This window comes from Streptomyces sp. NPDC037410 (assembly GCF_055602235.1).
Genome location: NZ_JBVJWR010000007.1, coordinates 157,471 through 174,209, shown reverse-complemented (window position 1 = coordinate 174,209; position 16,739 = coordinate 157,471). Strand labels below are relative to the sequence as shown.

Below are 16,739 nucleotides of genomic sequence, written 5' to 3'. Positions count from 1 at the left end.
GACATGTCCCTCGACCACCGGCTCACCGAAGAGCACGAGGAACTCCGCCGTACCGTCGAGGAGTTCGCCCACGACGTCGTGGCGCCGAAGATCGGCGACTACTACGAGCGGCACGAGTTCCCGTACGAGATCGTCCGCGAGATGGGCCGCATGGGCCTGTTCGGGCTGCCGTTCCCCGAGGAGTACGGCGGCATGGGCGGCGACTACCTGGCCCTCGGGATCGCCCTGGAGGAGCTGGCCCGCGTCGACTCCTCCGTGGCCATCACCCTGGAGGCCGGCGTCTCGCTCGGCGCCATGCCGGTCTACCGCTTCGGTACGGAGGAGCAGAAGCGCGCGTGGCTGCCGAAGCTGTGCGCCGGCGAGATGCTCGGCGCGTTCGGCCTGACCGAGCCGGGGGCGGGCAGTGACGCGGGCGGCACCCGCACCACCGCGGTCCGCGACGGCGACCACTGGGTCATCAACGGCTCGAAGTGCTTCATCACCAACTCCGGTACGGACATCACGGGTCTGGTGACGGTCACGGCGGTCACCGGCCGCAAGGCCGACGGCCGTCCGCTGATCTCCTCGATCATCGTCCCGTCCGGCACCCCGGGCTTCACGGTCGCCGCCCCGTACTCGAAGGTCGGCTGGAACGCCTCGGACACCCGTGAGCTCTCCTTCGACGACGTCCGCGTCCCGGTGGAGAACCTGCTCGGCGAGGAGGGCCGGGGGTACGCGCAGTTCCTGCGGATCCTGGACGAGGGCCGGGTCGCGATCGCCGCGCTCGCGACGGGCCTCGCGCAGGGCTGTGTGGACGAGTCGGTGAAGTACGCGAAGGAACGTCACGCCTTCGGCTCGCCGATCAGCACCTACCAGGCCGTCCAGTTCAAGATCGCCGACATGGAGATGAAGGCGCACATGGCCCGGATCGGCTGGCGGGACGCGGCCTCGCGGCTCGTGCTCGGCGAGTCGTTCAAGAAGGAGGCGGCGATCGCGAAGCTGTACTCCTCCACGGTGGCCGTGGACAACGCCCGCGAGGCGACCCAGATCCACGGCGGCTACGGCTTCATGAACGAGTACCCGGTGGCCCGCATGTGGCGCGACTCGAAGATCCTGGAGATCGGCGAGGGCACCAGCGAGGTCCAGCGGATGCTGATCGCCCGCGAGCTGGGCCTCCCGGCCTGACGCAGGACATGAGGAAGGGGGGGGGGGGGGGGGGGGGGGGGGGCCGCCCCCCCCCCCCCCCCCCCCCCCCCCTCCCCCACCCCCCCCCCCCCCCCCCCCCCCCCCCCCCCCCCCCCCCCCCCCCCAACCCCCCCCCCCCCCCCCCCCCCCCCCCCCCCCCCCCCCCCCCTTCCTCATGCCGTACCACTGGCCGGTCACAGCCACTCCCGCGCCCCGGCCCGGCGTGGCGTTCCCCTCCCGGATCCGGGCCGCGAGGTCCGCGAGCCGCGGGTCGAGCGGGCCGACGGCGAGGGGATGCCCTGCTGGACGCAGTGGTTGCGGGCCTGGATGGTGACCCGGGCGAAGATCTGGCCCCAGCCGGTGAGGCGTCACGCCGTCGTCATCACGAGGAGCCCCCACCTCTCCCGAACCCCCGCCGCACCTGGCCGGATGATCCACTAGTGATCAATATGAGGTTAGGCTAACCTTCCTTTCTATGACTCAAGCCGAGACCGCCCCCTTCCAGTTCTTCTCCCTCCGGGTCGACCGGACGAGGCGCCTCGGCCCGTCCCTGGTCCGGATCACCTTCACCGGCGACGACTTGAAGGGCTTCGCCGCCGGGGGCCGCGACCAGTCGCTCTCCCTCTTCCTGCCGCACCCCGGCCAGGAGGCGCCCGTCCTGCCGCCGCTCGACAACCCCGACATGTACGCGATCCTGGGCGCCTGGCGCGCGATGCCCGACGACGAGCGGGCCGTGATGCGCTCGTACACCGTCCGCGAGCAGCGCACCGAGCCCGCGAACGAGGTCGACATCGACTTCGCCCTCCACGCTGAGACATCAGCCGCCGGCGCGGCGGGCGTCGGCCCCGCCTGCCAGTGGGCCGGCCGCGCCGAACCCGGCGACCGGGTCGTCGTCCTGGGCCCGGCGGTCGCCGCCAACACGGGCGTCCGTTTCCAGCTGCCCGAGGACGCCGACTCCGTACTGATCTGGGCCGACGAGACCGCCCTGCCCGCCGCCTCCGCGATCCTGGAGTGGCTGCCCGCCGAGACCCGCACCCGGGTCTTCCTCGAAGTGCCGTACTCCGGCGACCGGACGGAGCTCGCGACCGAGGCGGACGCCACGGTCACCTGGCTCGTACGGGAGGAGGGGGCGCCGTCCGGCGTCGAGGCCGTCGCGGGCGCCGAACTGCCCGGCGAGAACCCGTACGTGTGGATCGCGGGCGAGTCGGGCTCGGTGAAGGCGCTGCGCCGCCACCTCGTACGGGAGCGGGGACTCGACCGCCGCCGGGTCACGTTCGTCGGCTACTGGCGCAAGGGGCTGTCCGAGGACGCGCTGCGCGAGGTGCCGGAGGACACGGAGGAGACGGAAGCGGCCGCCTGAGGTTTTCGGCCATTCGCCGACCGCCCCTCGACTCCTCGGAGCCGGGGGGCTTTTCCGTGGTCTAAATTAGGTTAGGCTAACCTTACTTAAGCCGATCGAGTCCGCTCCCCGAAAGGGCCCCCACATGCGTTCCCATCTGCTCAACGACACGACGGCGGAGAGCTACCGGCGCTCCGTCACCGAAGGAGTGGAGCGGGTGGCGAGGAAACTCGCCACGACGCGGGGCCCGTTCACCGGTGTCACGCCCGCCGAGCTGGCCCCCGTCGTCGACGCCGTCGACCTCGACCGGCCGCTCGGCGACCCCTCCGCCGCCCTCGACGAGCTGGAGAGCGTCTACCTCCGCGACGCCGTCTACTTCCACCACCCGCGCTACCTCGGGCACCTCAACTGCCCCGTGGTCATCCCCGCCGTCCTCGGCGAGGCCGTCCTCTCGGCCGTCAACTCCTCGCTCGACACCTGGGACCAGAGCGCCGGCGGCACCCTCATCGAGCGGAAACTGATCGACTGGACCACCGGCCGGATCGGCCTCGGCCCGCTCGCCGACGGCGTCTTCACCAGCGGCGGCACGCAGTCCAACCTCCAGGCGCTGCTCCTCGCACGCGAGGAGGCCGGCACCCCCGACCTGACGAAGCTGCGGATCTTCTCCTCCGAGTGCAGCCACTTCAGCGTCCAGAAGTCGGCCCGGCTGCTCGGCCTCGGCCGCGACGCCGTCGTCTCCGTCCCGGTCGACCGGAACAAGCGGATGCAGTCCGTCGTCCTCGCCGCCGAACTGGAGACCTGCCGCGCCGAGGGCCTGATCCCGATGGCGATCGTCGCCACCGCCGGCACCACCGACTTCGGCTCCATCGACCCGCTGCCCGAGATCGCCGCCCTGGCCGCCGAGTACGGCGCCTGGATGCACGTCGACGCCGCCTACGGCTGCGGACTGCTCGCCTCCCCGACCCGCCGCCACCTCCTGGACGGCATCGAGCGGGCCGATTCGGTCACCGTCGACTACCACAAGTCCTTCTTCCAGCCCGTGAGTTCCTCCGCCGTCCTGGTCCGCGACGGCGCCACCCTGCGCCACGCGACGTACCACGCCGACTACCTCAACCCGCGCAGGACCCTCGCCGAGCAGATCCCCAACCAGGTCGACAAATCCCTCCAGACCACCCGCCGCTTCGACGCGCTCAAGCTGTGGATGACCCTGCGCGTGATGGGCGCCGACGGCGTCGGAGAGCTCTTCGACGAGGTCTGCGCGCTGGCGCGGGAGGGCTTCGAGCTGCTCGCCGCCGACCCGCGCTACGACGTCGTGGTCGAGCCGCGGCTCTCCACCCTGGTCTACCGCTACATCCCGGAGGCCGTCACCTCCCCCGCCGAGATCGACCGGGCCAACCTGCACGCCCGCAAGGCGCTCTTCGCCTCCGGCGAGGCCGTCGTCGCCGGCACTAAGGTCGACGGCCGCCAGTACCTCAAGTTCACCCTGCTCAACCCCGAGACGACGCCGGCCGACATCGCCGCAGTCCTCGACCTCATCGCCGGCCACGCCGAGCAGTACCTGGGAGAGACCCTTGTCCACGCAGCCTCTTGACTTCATCGGCATCGGACTCGGTCCGTTCAACCTCGGACTCGCCTGCCTGACCGAGCCGATCGCCGAGCTGAACGGCGTCTTCCTGGAGTCGAAGCCGGACTTCGAGTGGCACTCGGGGATGTTCCTCGAAGGCGCCCACCTCCAGACCCCGTTCATGTCGGACCTGGTCACCCTCGCGGACCCGACCTCGCCGTACTCCTTCCTCAACTACCTGAAGGAGAAGGGCCGGCTGTACTCGTTCTACATCCGCGAGAACTTCTACCCACTGCGGACCGAGTACAACGACTACTGCCGCTGGGCGGCCGCGAAACTGACGTCGATCCGCTTCTCGACGACGGTCGCCTCGGTCGCGTACGACGAGGCGGACGAGCTGTACGTGGTGACCACGACCTCCGGAGAAACGTTCCGTTCACAGCGGATCGTCCTCGGCACCGGCACCCCGCCGCACATCCCGGAGACCTGCGAGGGCCTCGGCGGCGACCTCCTCCACAACTCGCGCTACCTCCCCCACAAGGAGGAGCTCCAGAAGAAGAAGTCGATCACCCTGGTCGGCAGCGGCCAGAGCGCCGCCGAGATCTACTACGACCTCCTGAGCGAGATCGACGTCCACGGCTACCGCCTGAACTGGGTGACCCGCTCCCCCCGCTTCTTCCCCCTCGAATACACCAAGCTCACCCTGGAGATGACCTCCCCGGAGTACGTGGACTACTTCCACGCACTGCCCGAGCGGACCCGCTACCGCCTGGAGACGGAACAGAAGGGCCTCTTCAAGGGCATCGACGGCGAGCTCATCGACGCGATCTTCGACCTGCTCTACCAGAAGAACCTCGACGGCCCGGTCCCCACGCGCCTCCTCACCAACGCGTCGCTGAACTCGGCCGCGTACGACTCCGCTACGGGCACGTACACGCTCGGCTTCCGCCAGGAGGAGCAGGAGAAGGACTTCACGGTCGAGACCGAGGGCCTGATCCTCGCGACCGGCTACAAGTACACCGTCCCCGCCTTCCTGAAGCCGGTCGAGGACCGCCTCCGCTTCGACGGCCGGGGCCGCTTCGACGTGGCCCGCAACTACGCGATCGACACCACGGGCCGCGGGATCTTCCTCCAGAACGCCGGCGTGCACACGCACTCGATCACCTCGCCGGACCTGGGCATGGGCCCGTACCGCAACGCGTACATCATCGGGGAGATGCTGGGTTCGGAGTACTACCCGGTAGAGAAGACCATCGCGTTCCAGGAGTTCGCCGTATGAGCATCCAGATCCGCCCGCTCGACCCCCTCGCGGACGCCGAGCTGATCCACCCCTGGGTCACCCACCCCAAGGCCGCCTTCTGGATGATGCAGGACGCGAAGCTCCAGGACGTCGAGCGCGAGTACATGGCGATCGCCGCGCACCCGCACCACGACGCCTTCATCGGCCTCGTCGACGGCGAGCCGGCCTTCCTGATGGAGCGGTACGACCCCGCGCAGGTGGAGCTGGTCGGGCTGTACGAGCCGCGGCCCGGCGACGTGGGCATGCACTTCCTGGTCGCGCCGACCGACACCCCGGTGCACGGCTTCACGCGTACGGTCATCACGGCCGTGTTGGCGGAACTGTTCGCCGATCCGGCGACCGCCCGCGTGGTCGTCGAACCGGACGTCCGCAACACGGCGGTGCACGCGCTCAACGAGGCCGTCGGCTTCGTCCCCGAGCGGGAGATCCAGAAGCCCGAGAAGAAGGCCCTGCTGAGCTTCTGCACCCGCGCCCAGTTCGAGACCGCCGTGGGAGCGTCCATATGAACCTCCGGAGCCAGGAAGAGAACCCCGTCGCACACCTCACCCCCGAGCGCTGGGCCGCCGCCAACCGGGCCCTGATCCGCAAGGGCCTCGCCGAGTTCGCCCACGAGCGGCTGCTCAACCCCAAGGAGCTGGGCGAGAGCCGCTACCAGGTCCTCAGCGACGACGGCACCACCGAGTACCGCTTCACCGCCGACCGCTTCGCGCTCGACCACTGGCAGGTCTACCCGGACTCGATCAGCCGCCACCGCGGCGACGAGCAACTCCCCCTGGACGCCTTGCAGTTCATCATCGAGCTGCGCTCCTCCCTCGGCCTGAGCGACGAGATCCTCCCGGTCTACCTGGAGGAGATCTCCTCCACCCTGGCCGGTACGGCCTACAAGGCGACCAAGCCGCCCGTGACCTCCGCCGAGCTGGCCCGCGCCGGCTTCCAGGCGATCGAGACCGGGATGACCGAGGGCCACCCCTGCTTCGTCGCCAACAACGGACGCCTCGGCTTCGGCGTCGACGAGTACCGGGCGTACGCGCCGGAGGCGGCGAGCGGGATCCACCTGATATGGCTCGCGGCCCACCGCGACCGCACCACGTTCACGGCCGGGGCGGACCTCGCGTACGAGACGTTCATCCGCGCGGAACTGGGCGGGGCGACGGTGGACGCCTTCGCGGCGACCCTCGCCGCCCGGGGACTGGACCTGTCGGACTACCTCCTCATCCCGGCCCACCCCTGGCAGTGGTGGAACAAGCTGTCCGTCACCTTCGCCGCCGAGGTGGCGCAGGAGCGCCTGGTGTACCTGGGCGCGGGCGACGACACGTACCTGGCGCAGCAGTCGATCCGTACCTTCTTCAACACGACGGATCCGGCCAAGCACTACGTGAAGACGGCCCTGTCCGTCCTCAACATGGGCTTCATGCGGGGTCTTTCGGCGGCGTACATGGAGGCCACGCCGGCGATCAACGACTGGCTGGCGCAGCTGATCGACTCCGACGAGGTCTTCGGGGCGGCCCGCTTCTCGATCATCCGCGAGCGGGCGGCGATCGGCTACCGGCACCTGGAGTACGAGGCCGCGACGGACCGCTACTCGCCGTACCGGAAGATGCTGGCGGCCCTGTGGCGCGAGTCCCCGGTGCCGCGTCTGGCGGAGGGCGAGCGCCTGGCGACGATGGCGTCCCTGCTGCACCTGGACCACACGGGCGCGTCGTTCGCGGGCGCGCTGATCAAGGAGTCGGGCGAGGAGCCGGCGGCGTGGCTGCGCCGGTACCTGGACGCGTACCTCCTCCCGGTCCTGCACAGCTTCTACGCGTACGACCTGGTGTACATGCCGCACGGCGAGAACGTGATCCTCGTCCTCGACGAGCGGGGCACGGTGGACCGGGCGATCTTCAAGGACATCGCGGAGGAGATCTGCGTGATGGACCCGACGGCGGTGCTTCCGCCGGCGGTGGAACGCATCCGCGCGGAGGTCCCGGAGGACATGAAGGTCCTCTCGGTCTTCACGGACGTCTTCGACTGCTTCCTCCGCTTCCTGGGCGCGACGCTGGCGGCGGAGGGCGTGGTGCCCGAGGACGACTTCTGGCGCACGGTCGCGGAGTGCGTGAAGGGCTACCAGGCGTCCCGTCCGGAACTGTCGGACAAGTTCGCCCGGTACGACCTGTTCGCGGAGACCTTCGCCCTCTCGGCCCTCAACCGCCTCCAGCTCCGCAACAACGAGCAGATGGTGGACCTGGCGGACCCGTCGGCGGCGCTCCAGCTGGTGGGCGACCTGGTGAACCCGATCGCACGGTTCGCCTGATCCCGAAGACGTGCGAGCCCCGGCGGAGTACGGTCCTCCGCCGGGGCTCGCATCTGTCCGTTCTCAGCCCGGCGGGGCCGGCGCGACCCGGCGGGCCCTGACGTCGAACACCGCAAGGGCGGGGTCGGCGCCGACCTCGCGGAAGAGCCGGGGTGCCGCCGGGCCGCCGGGGGCCGCGCGCACGGCGTCCAGGGACGCGCGGTCCCGCCACAGCGTCTGGATGCGCCAGTGTCCGTCCTGCCCGCTCAGCAGCTCGGTCCGCACCAGCCCGTCCGGCAGCGGCCGGGCCACGAGCTCGCGGTAGGCCGCCACGAACTCGGCTTCACGCTCGGGGGCGACGACGGCGCTGACCTCGCTCATCACCTGTCCGGTCATCGCCCTCATCTCCTTCTCCTCCACGCTACGCGCCGGGCCCCTGAGCCGCCTGCGCGCCGACCCGGTGACGAGGGGGTTGTGGTGACGCTGGGCAGGGGGGTCCGGGCGTACCTCGCTCACCCGGGCGAGACCTCGCCGCTGCCCGCGACCGGGGTTCTCCCGGAAGTCGTCCTTCACCGCGCGGCCCCTGAGGGCCCGACGTAGCGTTCACGCTCAACCCAGTGCAACGATCGGGGCGACTCTCGTTGCATTGCGTTCAGATCCGTTGCAACGATTATCGCGATCTGACCTGCATGGATGCCGATTTGGCGCGACGAGTTCGTTGCCAGATATGAGAACGCAACGTAGCGTTTCCCCTATCAGAAACGAGACGCGCTCAAGGAGAGCATCATGCAGAAGTTCGCCACCACCGCCCCCATCACCGCCTCCCTCGACATCCCCGCCGGCCGCGTGCAGGTCATCGCCGCCGACCGCGCCGACGCCACCGTCGAAGTCCGGCCCGCGGACGCCGCGAAGAGCCGGGACGTGAAGGCGGCCGAGCGGATCACGGTCGACTTCCGCGACGGCGTCCTGCGGATCGCCACCCCCACCGCGAAGAACCGGATCCTCGGGAACTCCGGCGCCGTCGAGGTGACCGTGCAGCTGCCCGCCGGCTCGCGGGTCGAGGCGCAGGCCGCTCTGGCCGACTTCCGGGGCGTCGGGCGCCTGGGCGACGTCACGCTCGACGCCGCGCAGGGCACGGTCAAGCTCGACGAGACCGCCGCCGCCCGCCTCACCGTCCAGGCCGGTGACATCACGGTCGGCCGCCTGGGCGGCCCCGCCGAGATCAGCACCAAGAAGGGCGACCTCCGTGTCGCCGAGGCCGTGACCGGCACCGTCACCCTCACCACCCAGGCCGGCGACATCACCGTCGGTGCCGCCCAGGCGTCTCCGCCGCCCTCGACGCCGGCACCGCCCTCGGCCGGATCCACAACTCCCTCAGGAACACCGGGGGCGCCGCCGCCCTGAACATCCGTGCCACCACCTCCCTCGGCGACATCACCGCCCGCAGCCTCTGACCACGCCACGCCACGAGAGAAGGAATGACCATGAGCCGGCGGCCCGAACTGCAGAAGGCCATCCAGGAGTTCGTCGACGCCGGTTTCGCCGGGGTGCAGATGCGCGTGACCGACGAGAAGGGCGCGTGGGCGGGCAGCGCCGGCGTGGCCGAGCTCGGCGCGGACGCCGCGCCGCCGACGGACGGGCGGTTCTGGATCGGCAGCTCCACCAAGACCTTCACCGCCGCCCTGGTGCTGCACCTGGTGGCCGAGGGTGCGATCGAGCTCGCCGATCACGTGGCCGATCGCCTGCCCCTGTTCGGGCTCGACGAGCGGATCACCGTGCGGATGCTGCTCCAGCACACCAGCGGGCTGTACAACTACACCGGCGAACTCGACCCCGACGGGTCGTTCGTGCCGGGGATCGATGCGACGGGCAAGGCGTGGGCGGAGAACCGGTTCCGCGGGTACACGCCGGAGGAGCTCGTGCGGTTCGCGCTCGACAAGCCGGCGCGGTTCGAGCCGGGGACGGACCAGAGCTACTCCAACACCAACTACACGCTGGCCGCGCTCCTGGTCGAGGCGGTCACCGGCCGCTCGTACGCCGAGGAGATGGAGCGGCGGGTCCTCGGACCGCTCGGGCTGGGGGACACCCTGGTGCCGGGCTCCCGGACGGAGCTGCCCGAGCCGTACGCCCACGGGTACTACCGCTACCAGGACGCCGACGAGTGGAAGGTCGTCGACGTCAGCCGGCAGAACCTCTCGCTGCTGCTCGGCGCCGGTGACATGATCTCGACCACCCGGGACCTGCAGACGTTCTTCTCGGCGCTCCTCGGCGGTCGCCTCCTGCCGGGCCCTCTGCTGGCCGAGATGCTCACGCCGCACGGGATGCTCGGCTACGGCCTGGGGGTGTTCGTGCAGGACCTGGGCCCGGGCGGCGGAACGATCGTCCATCACCACGGCGGCGCCCCGGGCGGCTACGGCGCGCTGATGATGGGCACGCCCGACGGCGGCATCACGCTGACCGCCGGGCTGACCACCGGAGACTCCGCGACCGACCCGACGCTGGAGTTCCCGAAGGCGCTGGCCGCGCTCATCGGGAACGTGTTCGACGGCGGGCCGGCCGCGGGCTGACCCGCCGTGCGCGGGAGGCTACTCCGCCGGCCAGGGCACCTGCGGTGAGCGGTGGTAGGTGATGCCGAGGGCGTCCAGGCGGGGGGCCTGTTCGGCGAGGCGGACCTTGTAGGTGTCCCAGTCGTGGCTCGCCGCCGGGGACCAGCCGAGTTCGGCGATGCCGGGGAGGCGGGGGAAGGCCATGACGTCGAGGTCGCCGGTCGAGGCGAGGGTCTCGGTCCAGAGCGGGGCCTCGACGCCGCGGACGGCGGTCTCCGGGGCGCCGGGGAGGTAGGTGGCCGGGTTCCAGTCGTACGAGCGCTTGACCTCCACGTAGCCCGCCCAGGCCAGGCCGAGCGGGGTCTCCTTCGTGTACTTCATGTCGAGGTACGTGCGGTCGGCGGGCGAGAGGATCAGGCCGGTGCCGTTGCGGGCGGCCGCCGCGACGCGTTCCTTCTCCTCCGCCGGTGTGCGGTCGAGGCCCCAGTACTGGACGAGGGCGCCCTTCGCGGGGTTCGCGCCGGTCAGCTGGTGCCAGCCGACGACGGTCTTGCCGTACTTCGCGACGATCGGCTGCACCTTGTCCATGAAGGCCACGTAGTCGGCGTGGCTCGTGGAGTGGGCCTCGTCGCCGCCGATGTGGAGGTAGCGGCCCGGGGTGAGCGCGGCGATCTCGCGGATCACGTCGTCCACGAAGTCGTACGTGACGGGCTTGGGCACGCACAGGGAGCTGAAGCCGACCTTGGTGCCGGTGTAGAGGGGCGGGGCGACGCCGTCGCAGGTCAGGTCGGCGTAGGAGGCCAGGGCCGCGTTGGTGTGGCCCGGCATGTCGATCTCGGGGACGACCTCCTGGTAGCGGGAGGCGGCGTACTCGACGATCTCCCGGTACTGGGCCTTGGTGTAGAAGCCGCCGGGGCCGCCGCCGACCTCGGTGGAGCCGCCGTGGGTGGTGAGCCGGGGCCAGGTGTCGACGGCGATGCGCCAGCCCTGGTCGTCGGAGAGGTGGAGGTGGAGGGTGTTGACCTTGTAGAGGGCGAGCTGGTCGATGTACCGCTTCACCTCGTCGACGGTGAAGAAGTGGCGGGCGACGTCGAGCATGGCGCCCCGGTAGGCGTAGCGCGGGGTGTCGGTGACGGTGCCGCCGGCGACCTTCCAGGGGCCCGGCTGGACGCTCTTGCGCTCGACGGCGGAGGGGAGCTGCTGGCGGAGGGTCTGGACGCCGCGGAAGAGGCCGGCGGGTTCGCGGGCGGTGAGGGTGAGGCCGTCGGGGGCGGAGACGAGTCGGTAGCCCTCGTCGCCGAGCTCGTCCGCCTCCGGGTCGAGGCGGAGCCGGATGCCGTGGCCGGCGGCGCGGTCGTCGACGACGGGCAGCGGGAAGCCGGTGGCGGGGCGGAGGAGGCCGGCGAGGTAGCGGCCGAGGTCCCGGGACTCGCGGGAGGTCTCGTCGATGCCGATGCGGGTGCCGGGGGTGAGGGTGTAGGGCTCGCCCCCGGGGGCGACGGAGGCGGGTACGGGCACGATGCGGCCGAGCGGGCGGACCTCGGGTTCGGCGGCGGCCCTGCCGGGCGCTTTGCCGTCGGTTCCGGAGGCGTCGGCGGCGGCCTCTCCGCAGCCGACTCCGGCGGTGGCGAACAGGAGCAGGGATCCGATCAGGCGCGGAATCGTTCGACGCTGGCTCACAGGCTGGCTCCCCTTCAGGTGATCGATTCGGGTGATCGACACGTCCTTCGTTCTGTATATCCCCTCGGTCGCCATGCGTACCGCTCCCCTCACCCGGGGTCAAGGTCTGGACCAACGAGCCGGATGAGCGAGCGGATCATGGTGCGCTTGCCCGAAATCGGGCAGGATTCTTGCGGAGGACGGGGGTGACCCCTCAGTATTCACGGGTGCTCGAACGCCGCCCGTCGCACGACGACCTCATCGACCACCTGGTCCGCAGCACCGCGCTCCAGCGCGGTGAGGCCGCCCGGGTGGTGCTCGACGTGCTGGCGTACTTCGACGAGACGACCGAGGAGTTCGTCCGCCGCCGCCACCGCGAGCTGCAGTCCGGCGGCGCGGTGAACGCCGAGATCTTCGAACGGATCGCGGCGGAGCTGCCGCACCGGGCGGTGGCGCCACCGGAGCTCTCGCTCCGGCAGCTGCGCCGCATCGTCTACGGCTGAGCAGCACCTGTCACTTACCTGGAGGGGTTTCACCTTTATGTGCGGAATTGTCGGTTACATCGGTAAGCGCGACGTCGCCCCGCTGCTCCTTGAGGGCCTGGCCCGCCTGGAGTACCGCGGCTACGACTCGGCCGGCATGGTCGTCACCAGCCCGAAGGCCACCGGCCTGAAGATGGTGAAGGCCAAGGGCCGCGTCCGCGACCTGGAGGCCAAGGTCCCCAAGCGCTTCACCGGCACGACCGGCATCGCCCACACCCGCTGGGCCACCCACGGCGCGCCGAGCGACATCAACTCGCACCCGCACCTGGACCCCGAGAACAAGGTCGCGGTCGTCCACAACGGCATCGTCGACAACGCCCAGGAGCTCCGCGCCAAGCTGGAGGCCGACGGCGTCGTCTTCGCCTCCGAGACGGACACCGAGGTCATCACCCACCTCATCGCGCGCTCCGAGGCCGAGACCCTCGAGGAGAAGGTCCGCGACGCGCTCAAGGTCATCGAGGGCACCTACGGCATCGCCGTGATGCACGCCGACTTCAACGACCGCATCGTGGTGGCCCGCAACGGCTCCCCGGTCATCCTCGGCATCGGCGAGAAGGAGATGCTCGTCGCCTCCGACGTCGCCGCCCTGATCGCCCACACCCGCCAGGTCGTCACCCTCGACGACGGCGAGATGGCCACCCTCAAGGCCGACGACTTCCGCACCTACACCACCTCGGGCGCCTCCACCACGGCCACCCCCGAGACGGTCGAGTGGGAGGCCGCCTCCTACGACATGGGCGGCCACGACACGTTCATGCACAAGGAGATCTCCGAGCAGCCCGACGCGGTCGACCGCGTGCTGCGCGGCCGCATCGACGACCGCTTCTCCACCGTGCACCTGGGCGGCCTGAACCTGGACCCGCGCGAGGCCCGCACCATCCGCCGCATCAAGATCCTCGGCTGCGGCACCTCGTACCACGCCGGCCTCATCGGCGCCGGGCTCATCGAGTCCATGGCCCGCATCCCCGCCGACGCCGAGCCGGCCTCCGAGTTCCGCTACCGCAACCCGGTCGTGGACCCCGACACCCTCTACATCGCCGTCTCCCAGTCCGGTGAGACCTACGACGTGCTCGCCGCCGTCCAGGAGCTCAAGCGGAAGGGCGCCCGCGTCCTCGGCGTCGTCAACGTCGTCGGCTCCGCCATCGCCCGCGAGGCCGACGGCGGCGTGTACGTCCACGCCGGCCCCGAGGTCTGCGTCGTCTCCACCAAGTGCTTCACCAACACGGTCACCGCCTTCGCGCTGCTCGCCCTGCACCTGGGCCGCATCCGCGACCTGTCCGTCACCGACGGCAAGCGGATCATCGAGGGCCTGCGCAAGCTGCCCTCGCAGATCGAGGAGATCCTCAAGACCGAGGACCAGATCAAGGAGATCGCCGAGCAGTACGCGGGCGCCCAGTCGATGATGTTCATCGGCCGTGTGCGCGGCTACCCGGTCGCCCTGGAGGCCTCCCTCAAGCTGAAGGAGATCTCCTACATCCACGCCGAGGCGTACCCGGCCTCCGAGCTGAAGCACGGCCCGCTCGCCCTCATCGAGCCGGCCCTGCCGACCGTCGCGATCGTCCCCGACGACGACCTCCTTGAGAAGAACCGTGCCGCGCTTGAGGAGATCAAGGCCCGCAGCGGCCGCATCCTCGCCGTCGCGCACCAGCCGCAGGCGAAGGCCGACCACACCATCGTCGTCCCGAAGAACGAGGACGAGCTGGACCCGATCCTCATGGGCATCCCGCTCCAGCTCCTCGCCTACCACACGGCGCTCGCCATGGGCCGTGACATCGACAAGCCGCGCAACCTGGCGAAGTCCGTCACCGTCGAGTAGGCGTCACCCCCCATCGTCGCGGCCGAGGCGCGGCGCCGGGCCTGTCCCCCGGACGCCGCGCCCCTCCGGGCCTGTCCCCCGGAGCCTCGGCCGGACACCACAGCGGTCCCCGTGCACACACCTCCCGTGCACGGGGACCGCTGTCCTTGCGGTGGTACGCGCGGTGGCTCCCGCTCAGCTCGCGGCCGCGGCGCCCGACGCGCGGCGCAGAGCCGTCGGCCAGCCGGCGACCGCGGCCGTGGCGCCGTACCAGGCGACCAGACCCGCGACGGCGGCGACCCAGCCGCCCGCCTTGCCGAGCCCGGCGTTGTCGGCGAGGGCGCCGATGCCGAGCAGCAGCAGCGCGACGAACAGCAGCCCGTACACGCCCTGTCCGAAGAGTCCGCTGCCCGAGGCCGCCATGGTCAGCGTGAGCGCGAGGAGCGCCCACAGGAGCAGGAAGAGGCCCATGGCGTCGGCCGAGGCGTGCCCGCCGGCTCCGCTGCCCCAGGTGAACCAGAAGGCACCGAGCGCCGCGTACGCCGTGCCTTCGCCCTTGTCGCCCGCGCGCAGCGCGAGCAGTCCGACGAGGAAGAGCGTCACGCCGCCGACCCAGGTGGCGAGACCCGCGGCATCCGCTGCCGCGACGTTGTCGATGACACCGGTTCCGCCCAGGCCGAAGGCCAGCAGGGTCAGTCCGAGTGCCAGGTGGCCGAGCGTGGAGGTGGTGTTTCCCGCGGCGACTTCGTTGTTCACGGCGGGCTCCCTTCAGGTGTGCAGTTGTCCTGCGTGAGCTGCTGTGTTCCGGTGACCCTTATGTACCCTTCACAAGCGCACAATTCACCTGGGGAAGGCCGAATTTATGGCCGGATAACGGCAGTTGAGGATGTGACCTGATGGGCCGTACGGGACGGGACGGGCCTACGGGTGCGTGACGGGACGCAAAGAGCGGTCCGTGGGCGCGTTACGGGATGACGATGACCGGCCGCTGGGCGCGGCGCGCGAGGCGGCCGGCGACCGAGCCGAAGATCCGGCCGACGATCCCGTGCGTGGAGCCCACCACGATCGCGTCGGCCGAGTACTCCCGGCCGACCTCCTCCAGCTCGTGGCAGATGTCCCCGCCGCGCTCGACCAGGATCCACGGCACCTCGGAGAGGTGCTCGGCGCAGGCCAGCTCCAGGCCGAGAACCTCGGTGCGGTGGTCCGGCACGTCGACGAAGACCGGCGGCTCGCAGCCGGCCCACACCGTGGTGGGCAGCCGGTTGGCCACATGCACGATGATCAGGCCCGATCCGGAGCGGCGGGCCATGCCGATGGCGTACGCGAGGGCGCGCTCACTGGACGTGGAACCGTCGAAGCCGACGACGACCCCGTGCCGGAAGGCCGGGTCGCAGGCGTGACGTGGCTGTTCTACCGCGAGGGGGTCGACCGTGGAATCGGCGACGCGCTTGCGGTCCGCGGGTTCGGGGAATTCGTGACCGGCCATCGGTGTCTCGGCGAAGAAGGTCCTCGTGGGAAGGGACGGGGAAAAGGGGCGACGAACGACGGGTGACGGCGGAGCTGTGTCCGGGAATCATCTTCCCAAGCCCATACCCCCAAGGGTACGGCGACACTCCTCTCCTGCCCAGAGCCCGCCGCGCCACACCTGGCGTGCCCGCCGCTCGCGCGCGGCGTTCCAGGGAGCATGCCCGAGGGGTTCGGGATCTGGCAATGCCGGATGTGCCCTACAGGCGACCGTACGGGGGCCAAACGGACGTCGCCGAGAGTGACCGGAACGTTCCGCTCCTCGTTGCCACAGGTCCAGCCCCACGCCGCCGCGAACCACCGCCGCCCCGACGCCACCGCACCCCCGTCCCACCGTCGCAGGGAGACCGCCCGTGCCCGCACCATCGACCGCCACCGGCCAGACCTCCGCCGTCCCCTCCCCCTCCCCCGGGCCCGGCGCGCCCCGCGGCCGCCGCCGGGCACCCGGCCCGCACCCGGCCGCGGATCCGGGGACGGAACCGCGGAGGGAGACGAGGCCGGAGACGAGGACGGAGACGGTGGTGGACCTCTCCACGGGTACGGGCGGCGGGGCGGAGCAGACCGGGGTCGTCGTCCGCTGGGCGGTCTTCTGCTGCGCGCTGGTCCCCGTGGTGCTCGTCCTCTACGGCACCTCGCTCGGCGGGGCCGCCGGGACCGCGCTCGGCCTGGTCGCGGTCACGGCGGCCTGCCGGCTGCTGCTGCGCCGCTCGGAGCGCGGACTGCGGACCGAGCCGGTCCGCCCGAGGCGCCGGAACTAGCCTCCGAAGGGCCCGGAGCCGGCCCCGCCCCCCTTCGAGTTGACAGGTTCGTACACCCGACCCCATACGTTTTCAGCCAACTTCCAGCCATCGGCGAGTCCTTGGCGAAACGGTTGACCAACCCCGGTACCGGAGGCCCCGGAAGCCTTGTCCCGGGGGCTCACACCCCCCGCGTACGGGGACGTTCGCGGTACCGCCCGGCCCCCGTGCGGCCGTCAGAGGCGCAACGCTGCGATCGATCGCTTCACGCCAAGTTGCCTTGTCGACAATCCACCG

The 16,739-nt window shown here is 71.0% G+C and carries 14 protein-coding genes and 1 pseudogene; 11 read left to right on the top strand and 4 right to left on the bottom strand.

Annotated elements, in window-relative coordinates; genetic code table 11:
* Positions 1-3: 3 nt before the first annotated feature.
* From ACZ7HT_RS14110 to ACZ7HT_RS14085, 6 genes are all read left to right on the top strand, one after another.
* Complete coding sequence (locus ACZ7HT_RS14110) at positions 4-1,164, top strand: acyl-CoA dehydrogenase family protein (protein WP_471164465.1); 1,161 nt, start codon at positions 4-6, stop codon at positions 1,162-1,164.
* A gap of 475 nt (positions 1,165-1,639) precedes the next feature.
* Positions 1,640-2,524, top strand: coding sequence for a siderophore-interacting protein (locus tag ACZ7HT_RS14105; RefSeq protein ID WP_471164463.1), 885 nt, complete (start codon positions 1,640-1,642; stop codon positions 2,522-2,524).
* Between the two features lie 124 nt (positions 2,525-2,648).
* Positions 2,649-4,094: a pyridoxal phosphate-dependent decarboxylase family protein gene (locus ACZ7HT_RS14100; protein WP_471164462.1), complete on the top strand. Its 1,446-nt coding sequence runs from the start codon at positions 2,649-2,651 to the stop codon at positions 4,092-4,094.
* Positions 4,075-5,346: a lysine N(6)-hydroxylase/L-ornithine N(5)-oxygenase family protein gene (locus tag ACZ7HT_RS14095; protein WP_471164459.1), complete on the top strand. Its 1,272-nt coding sequence runs from the start codon at positions 4,075-4,077 to the stop codon at positions 5,344-5,346. The genes ACZ7HT_RS14100 and ACZ7HT_RS14095 overlap by 20 nt, the downstream gene beginning before the upstream one ends.
* On the top strand, positions 5,343-5,873 hold the full coding sequence (locus ACZ7HT_RS14090) for a GNAT family N-acetyltransferase (protein ID WP_471164456.1): 531 nt from the start codon (positions 5,343-5,345) through the stop codon (positions 5,871-5,873). Before ACZ7HT_RS14095 ends, ACZ7HT_RS14090 begins: the two co-directional genes overlap by 4 nt.
* A complete protein-coding gene (locus ACZ7HT_RS14085) occupies positions 5,870-7,660 on the top strand; it encodes an IucA/IucC family protein (protein ID WP_471164453.1) in 1,791 nt (596 codons plus the stop codon). Before ACZ7HT_RS14090 ends, ACZ7HT_RS14085 begins: the two co-directional genes overlap by 4 nt.
* Positions 7,661-7,723: 63 nt before the next feature.
* Here ACZ7HT_RS14085 and ACZ7HT_RS14080 read toward each other — a convergent pair whose 3' ends face one another.
* A complete protein-coding gene (locus tag ACZ7HT_RS14080; RefSeq protein WP_471164451.1) occupies positions 7,724-8,035 on the bottom strand; it encodes an antibiotic biosynthesis monooxygenase in 312 nt (103 codons plus the stop codon).
* 390 nt (positions 8,036-8,425) lie between these two features.
* On the opposite strand from ACZ7HT_RS14080, the pseudogene ACZ7HT_RS14075 reads away from it, so the two are divergent.
* Positions 8,426-9,093, top strand: a pseudogene (locus ACZ7HT_RS14075) (DUF4097 family beta strand repeat-containing protein).
* A gap of 30 nt (positions 9,094-9,123) precedes the next feature.
* On the top strand, positions 9,124-10,206 hold the full coding sequence (locus ACZ7HT_RS14070; RefSeq protein ID WP_471164447.1) for a serine hydrolase domain-containing protein: 1,083 nt from the start codon (positions 9,124-9,126) through the stop codon (positions 10,204-10,206).
* A gap of 18 nt (positions 10,207-10,224) precedes the next feature.
* Here the strand turns inward: ACZ7HT_RS14070 and ACZ7HT_RS14065 are convergent, their stop codons facing one another.
* Positions 10,225-11,865, bottom strand: coding sequence for a beta-N-acetylhexosaminidase (locus ACZ7HT_RS14065; protein ID WP_471164445.1), 1,641 nt, complete (start codon positions 11,863-11,865; stop codon positions 10,225-10,227).
* A gap of 206 nt (positions 11,866-12,071) precedes the next feature.
* Here ACZ7HT_RS14065 and ACZ7HT_RS14060 point away from each other — a divergent pair, with 206 nt between their 5' ends.
* Positions 12,072-12,347 carry a hypothetical protein gene (locus tag ACZ7HT_RS14060; RefSeq protein ID WP_030210307.1) on the top strand — a complete coding sequence of 92 codons (276 nt, stop codon included), beginning with the start codon at positions 12,072-12,074 and terminating at the stop codon, positions 12,345-12,347.
* A 37-nt stretch (positions 12,348-12,384) separates the two neighbouring features.
* Positions 12,385-14,202 (top strand): glutamine--fructose-6-phosphate transaminase (isomerizing), encoded by a 1,818-nt coding sequence (gene glmS / locus ACZ7HT_RS14055; protein ID WP_471164439.1) that lies wholly within the window; start codon positions 12,385-12,387, stop codon positions 14,200-14,202.
* A 174-nt stretch (positions 14,203-14,376) separates the two neighbouring features.
* Here glmS and ACZ7HT_RS14050 read toward each other — a convergent pair whose 3' ends face one another.
* Together ACZ7HT_RS14050 and ACZ7HT_RS14045 are read right to left on the bottom strand one after the other, a co-directional pair.
* On the bottom strand, positions 14,377-14,937 hold the full coding sequence (locus ACZ7HT_RS14050; protein WP_471164436.1) for a GPR1/FUN34/YaaH family transporter: 561 nt from the start codon (positions 14,935-14,937) through the stop codon (positions 14,377-14,379).
* A gap of 208 nt (positions 14,938-15,145) precedes the next feature.
* Positions 15,146-15,667 (bottom strand): universal stress protein, encoded by a 522-nt coding sequence (locus ACZ7HT_RS14045; protein WP_015033782.1) that lies wholly within the window; start codon positions 15,665-15,667, stop codon positions 15,146-15,148.
* A gap of 391 nt (positions 15,668-16,058) precedes the next feature.
* Here ACZ7HT_RS14045 and ACZ7HT_RS14040 point away from each other — a divergent pair, with 391 nt between their 5' ends.
* Positions 16,059-16,463: a hypothetical protein gene (locus ACZ7HT_RS14040; protein ID WP_471164433.1), complete on the top strand. Its 405-nt coding sequence runs from the start codon at positions 16,059-16,061 to the stop codon at positions 16,461-16,463.
* Positions 16,464-16,739 lie beyond the last annotated feature (276 nt).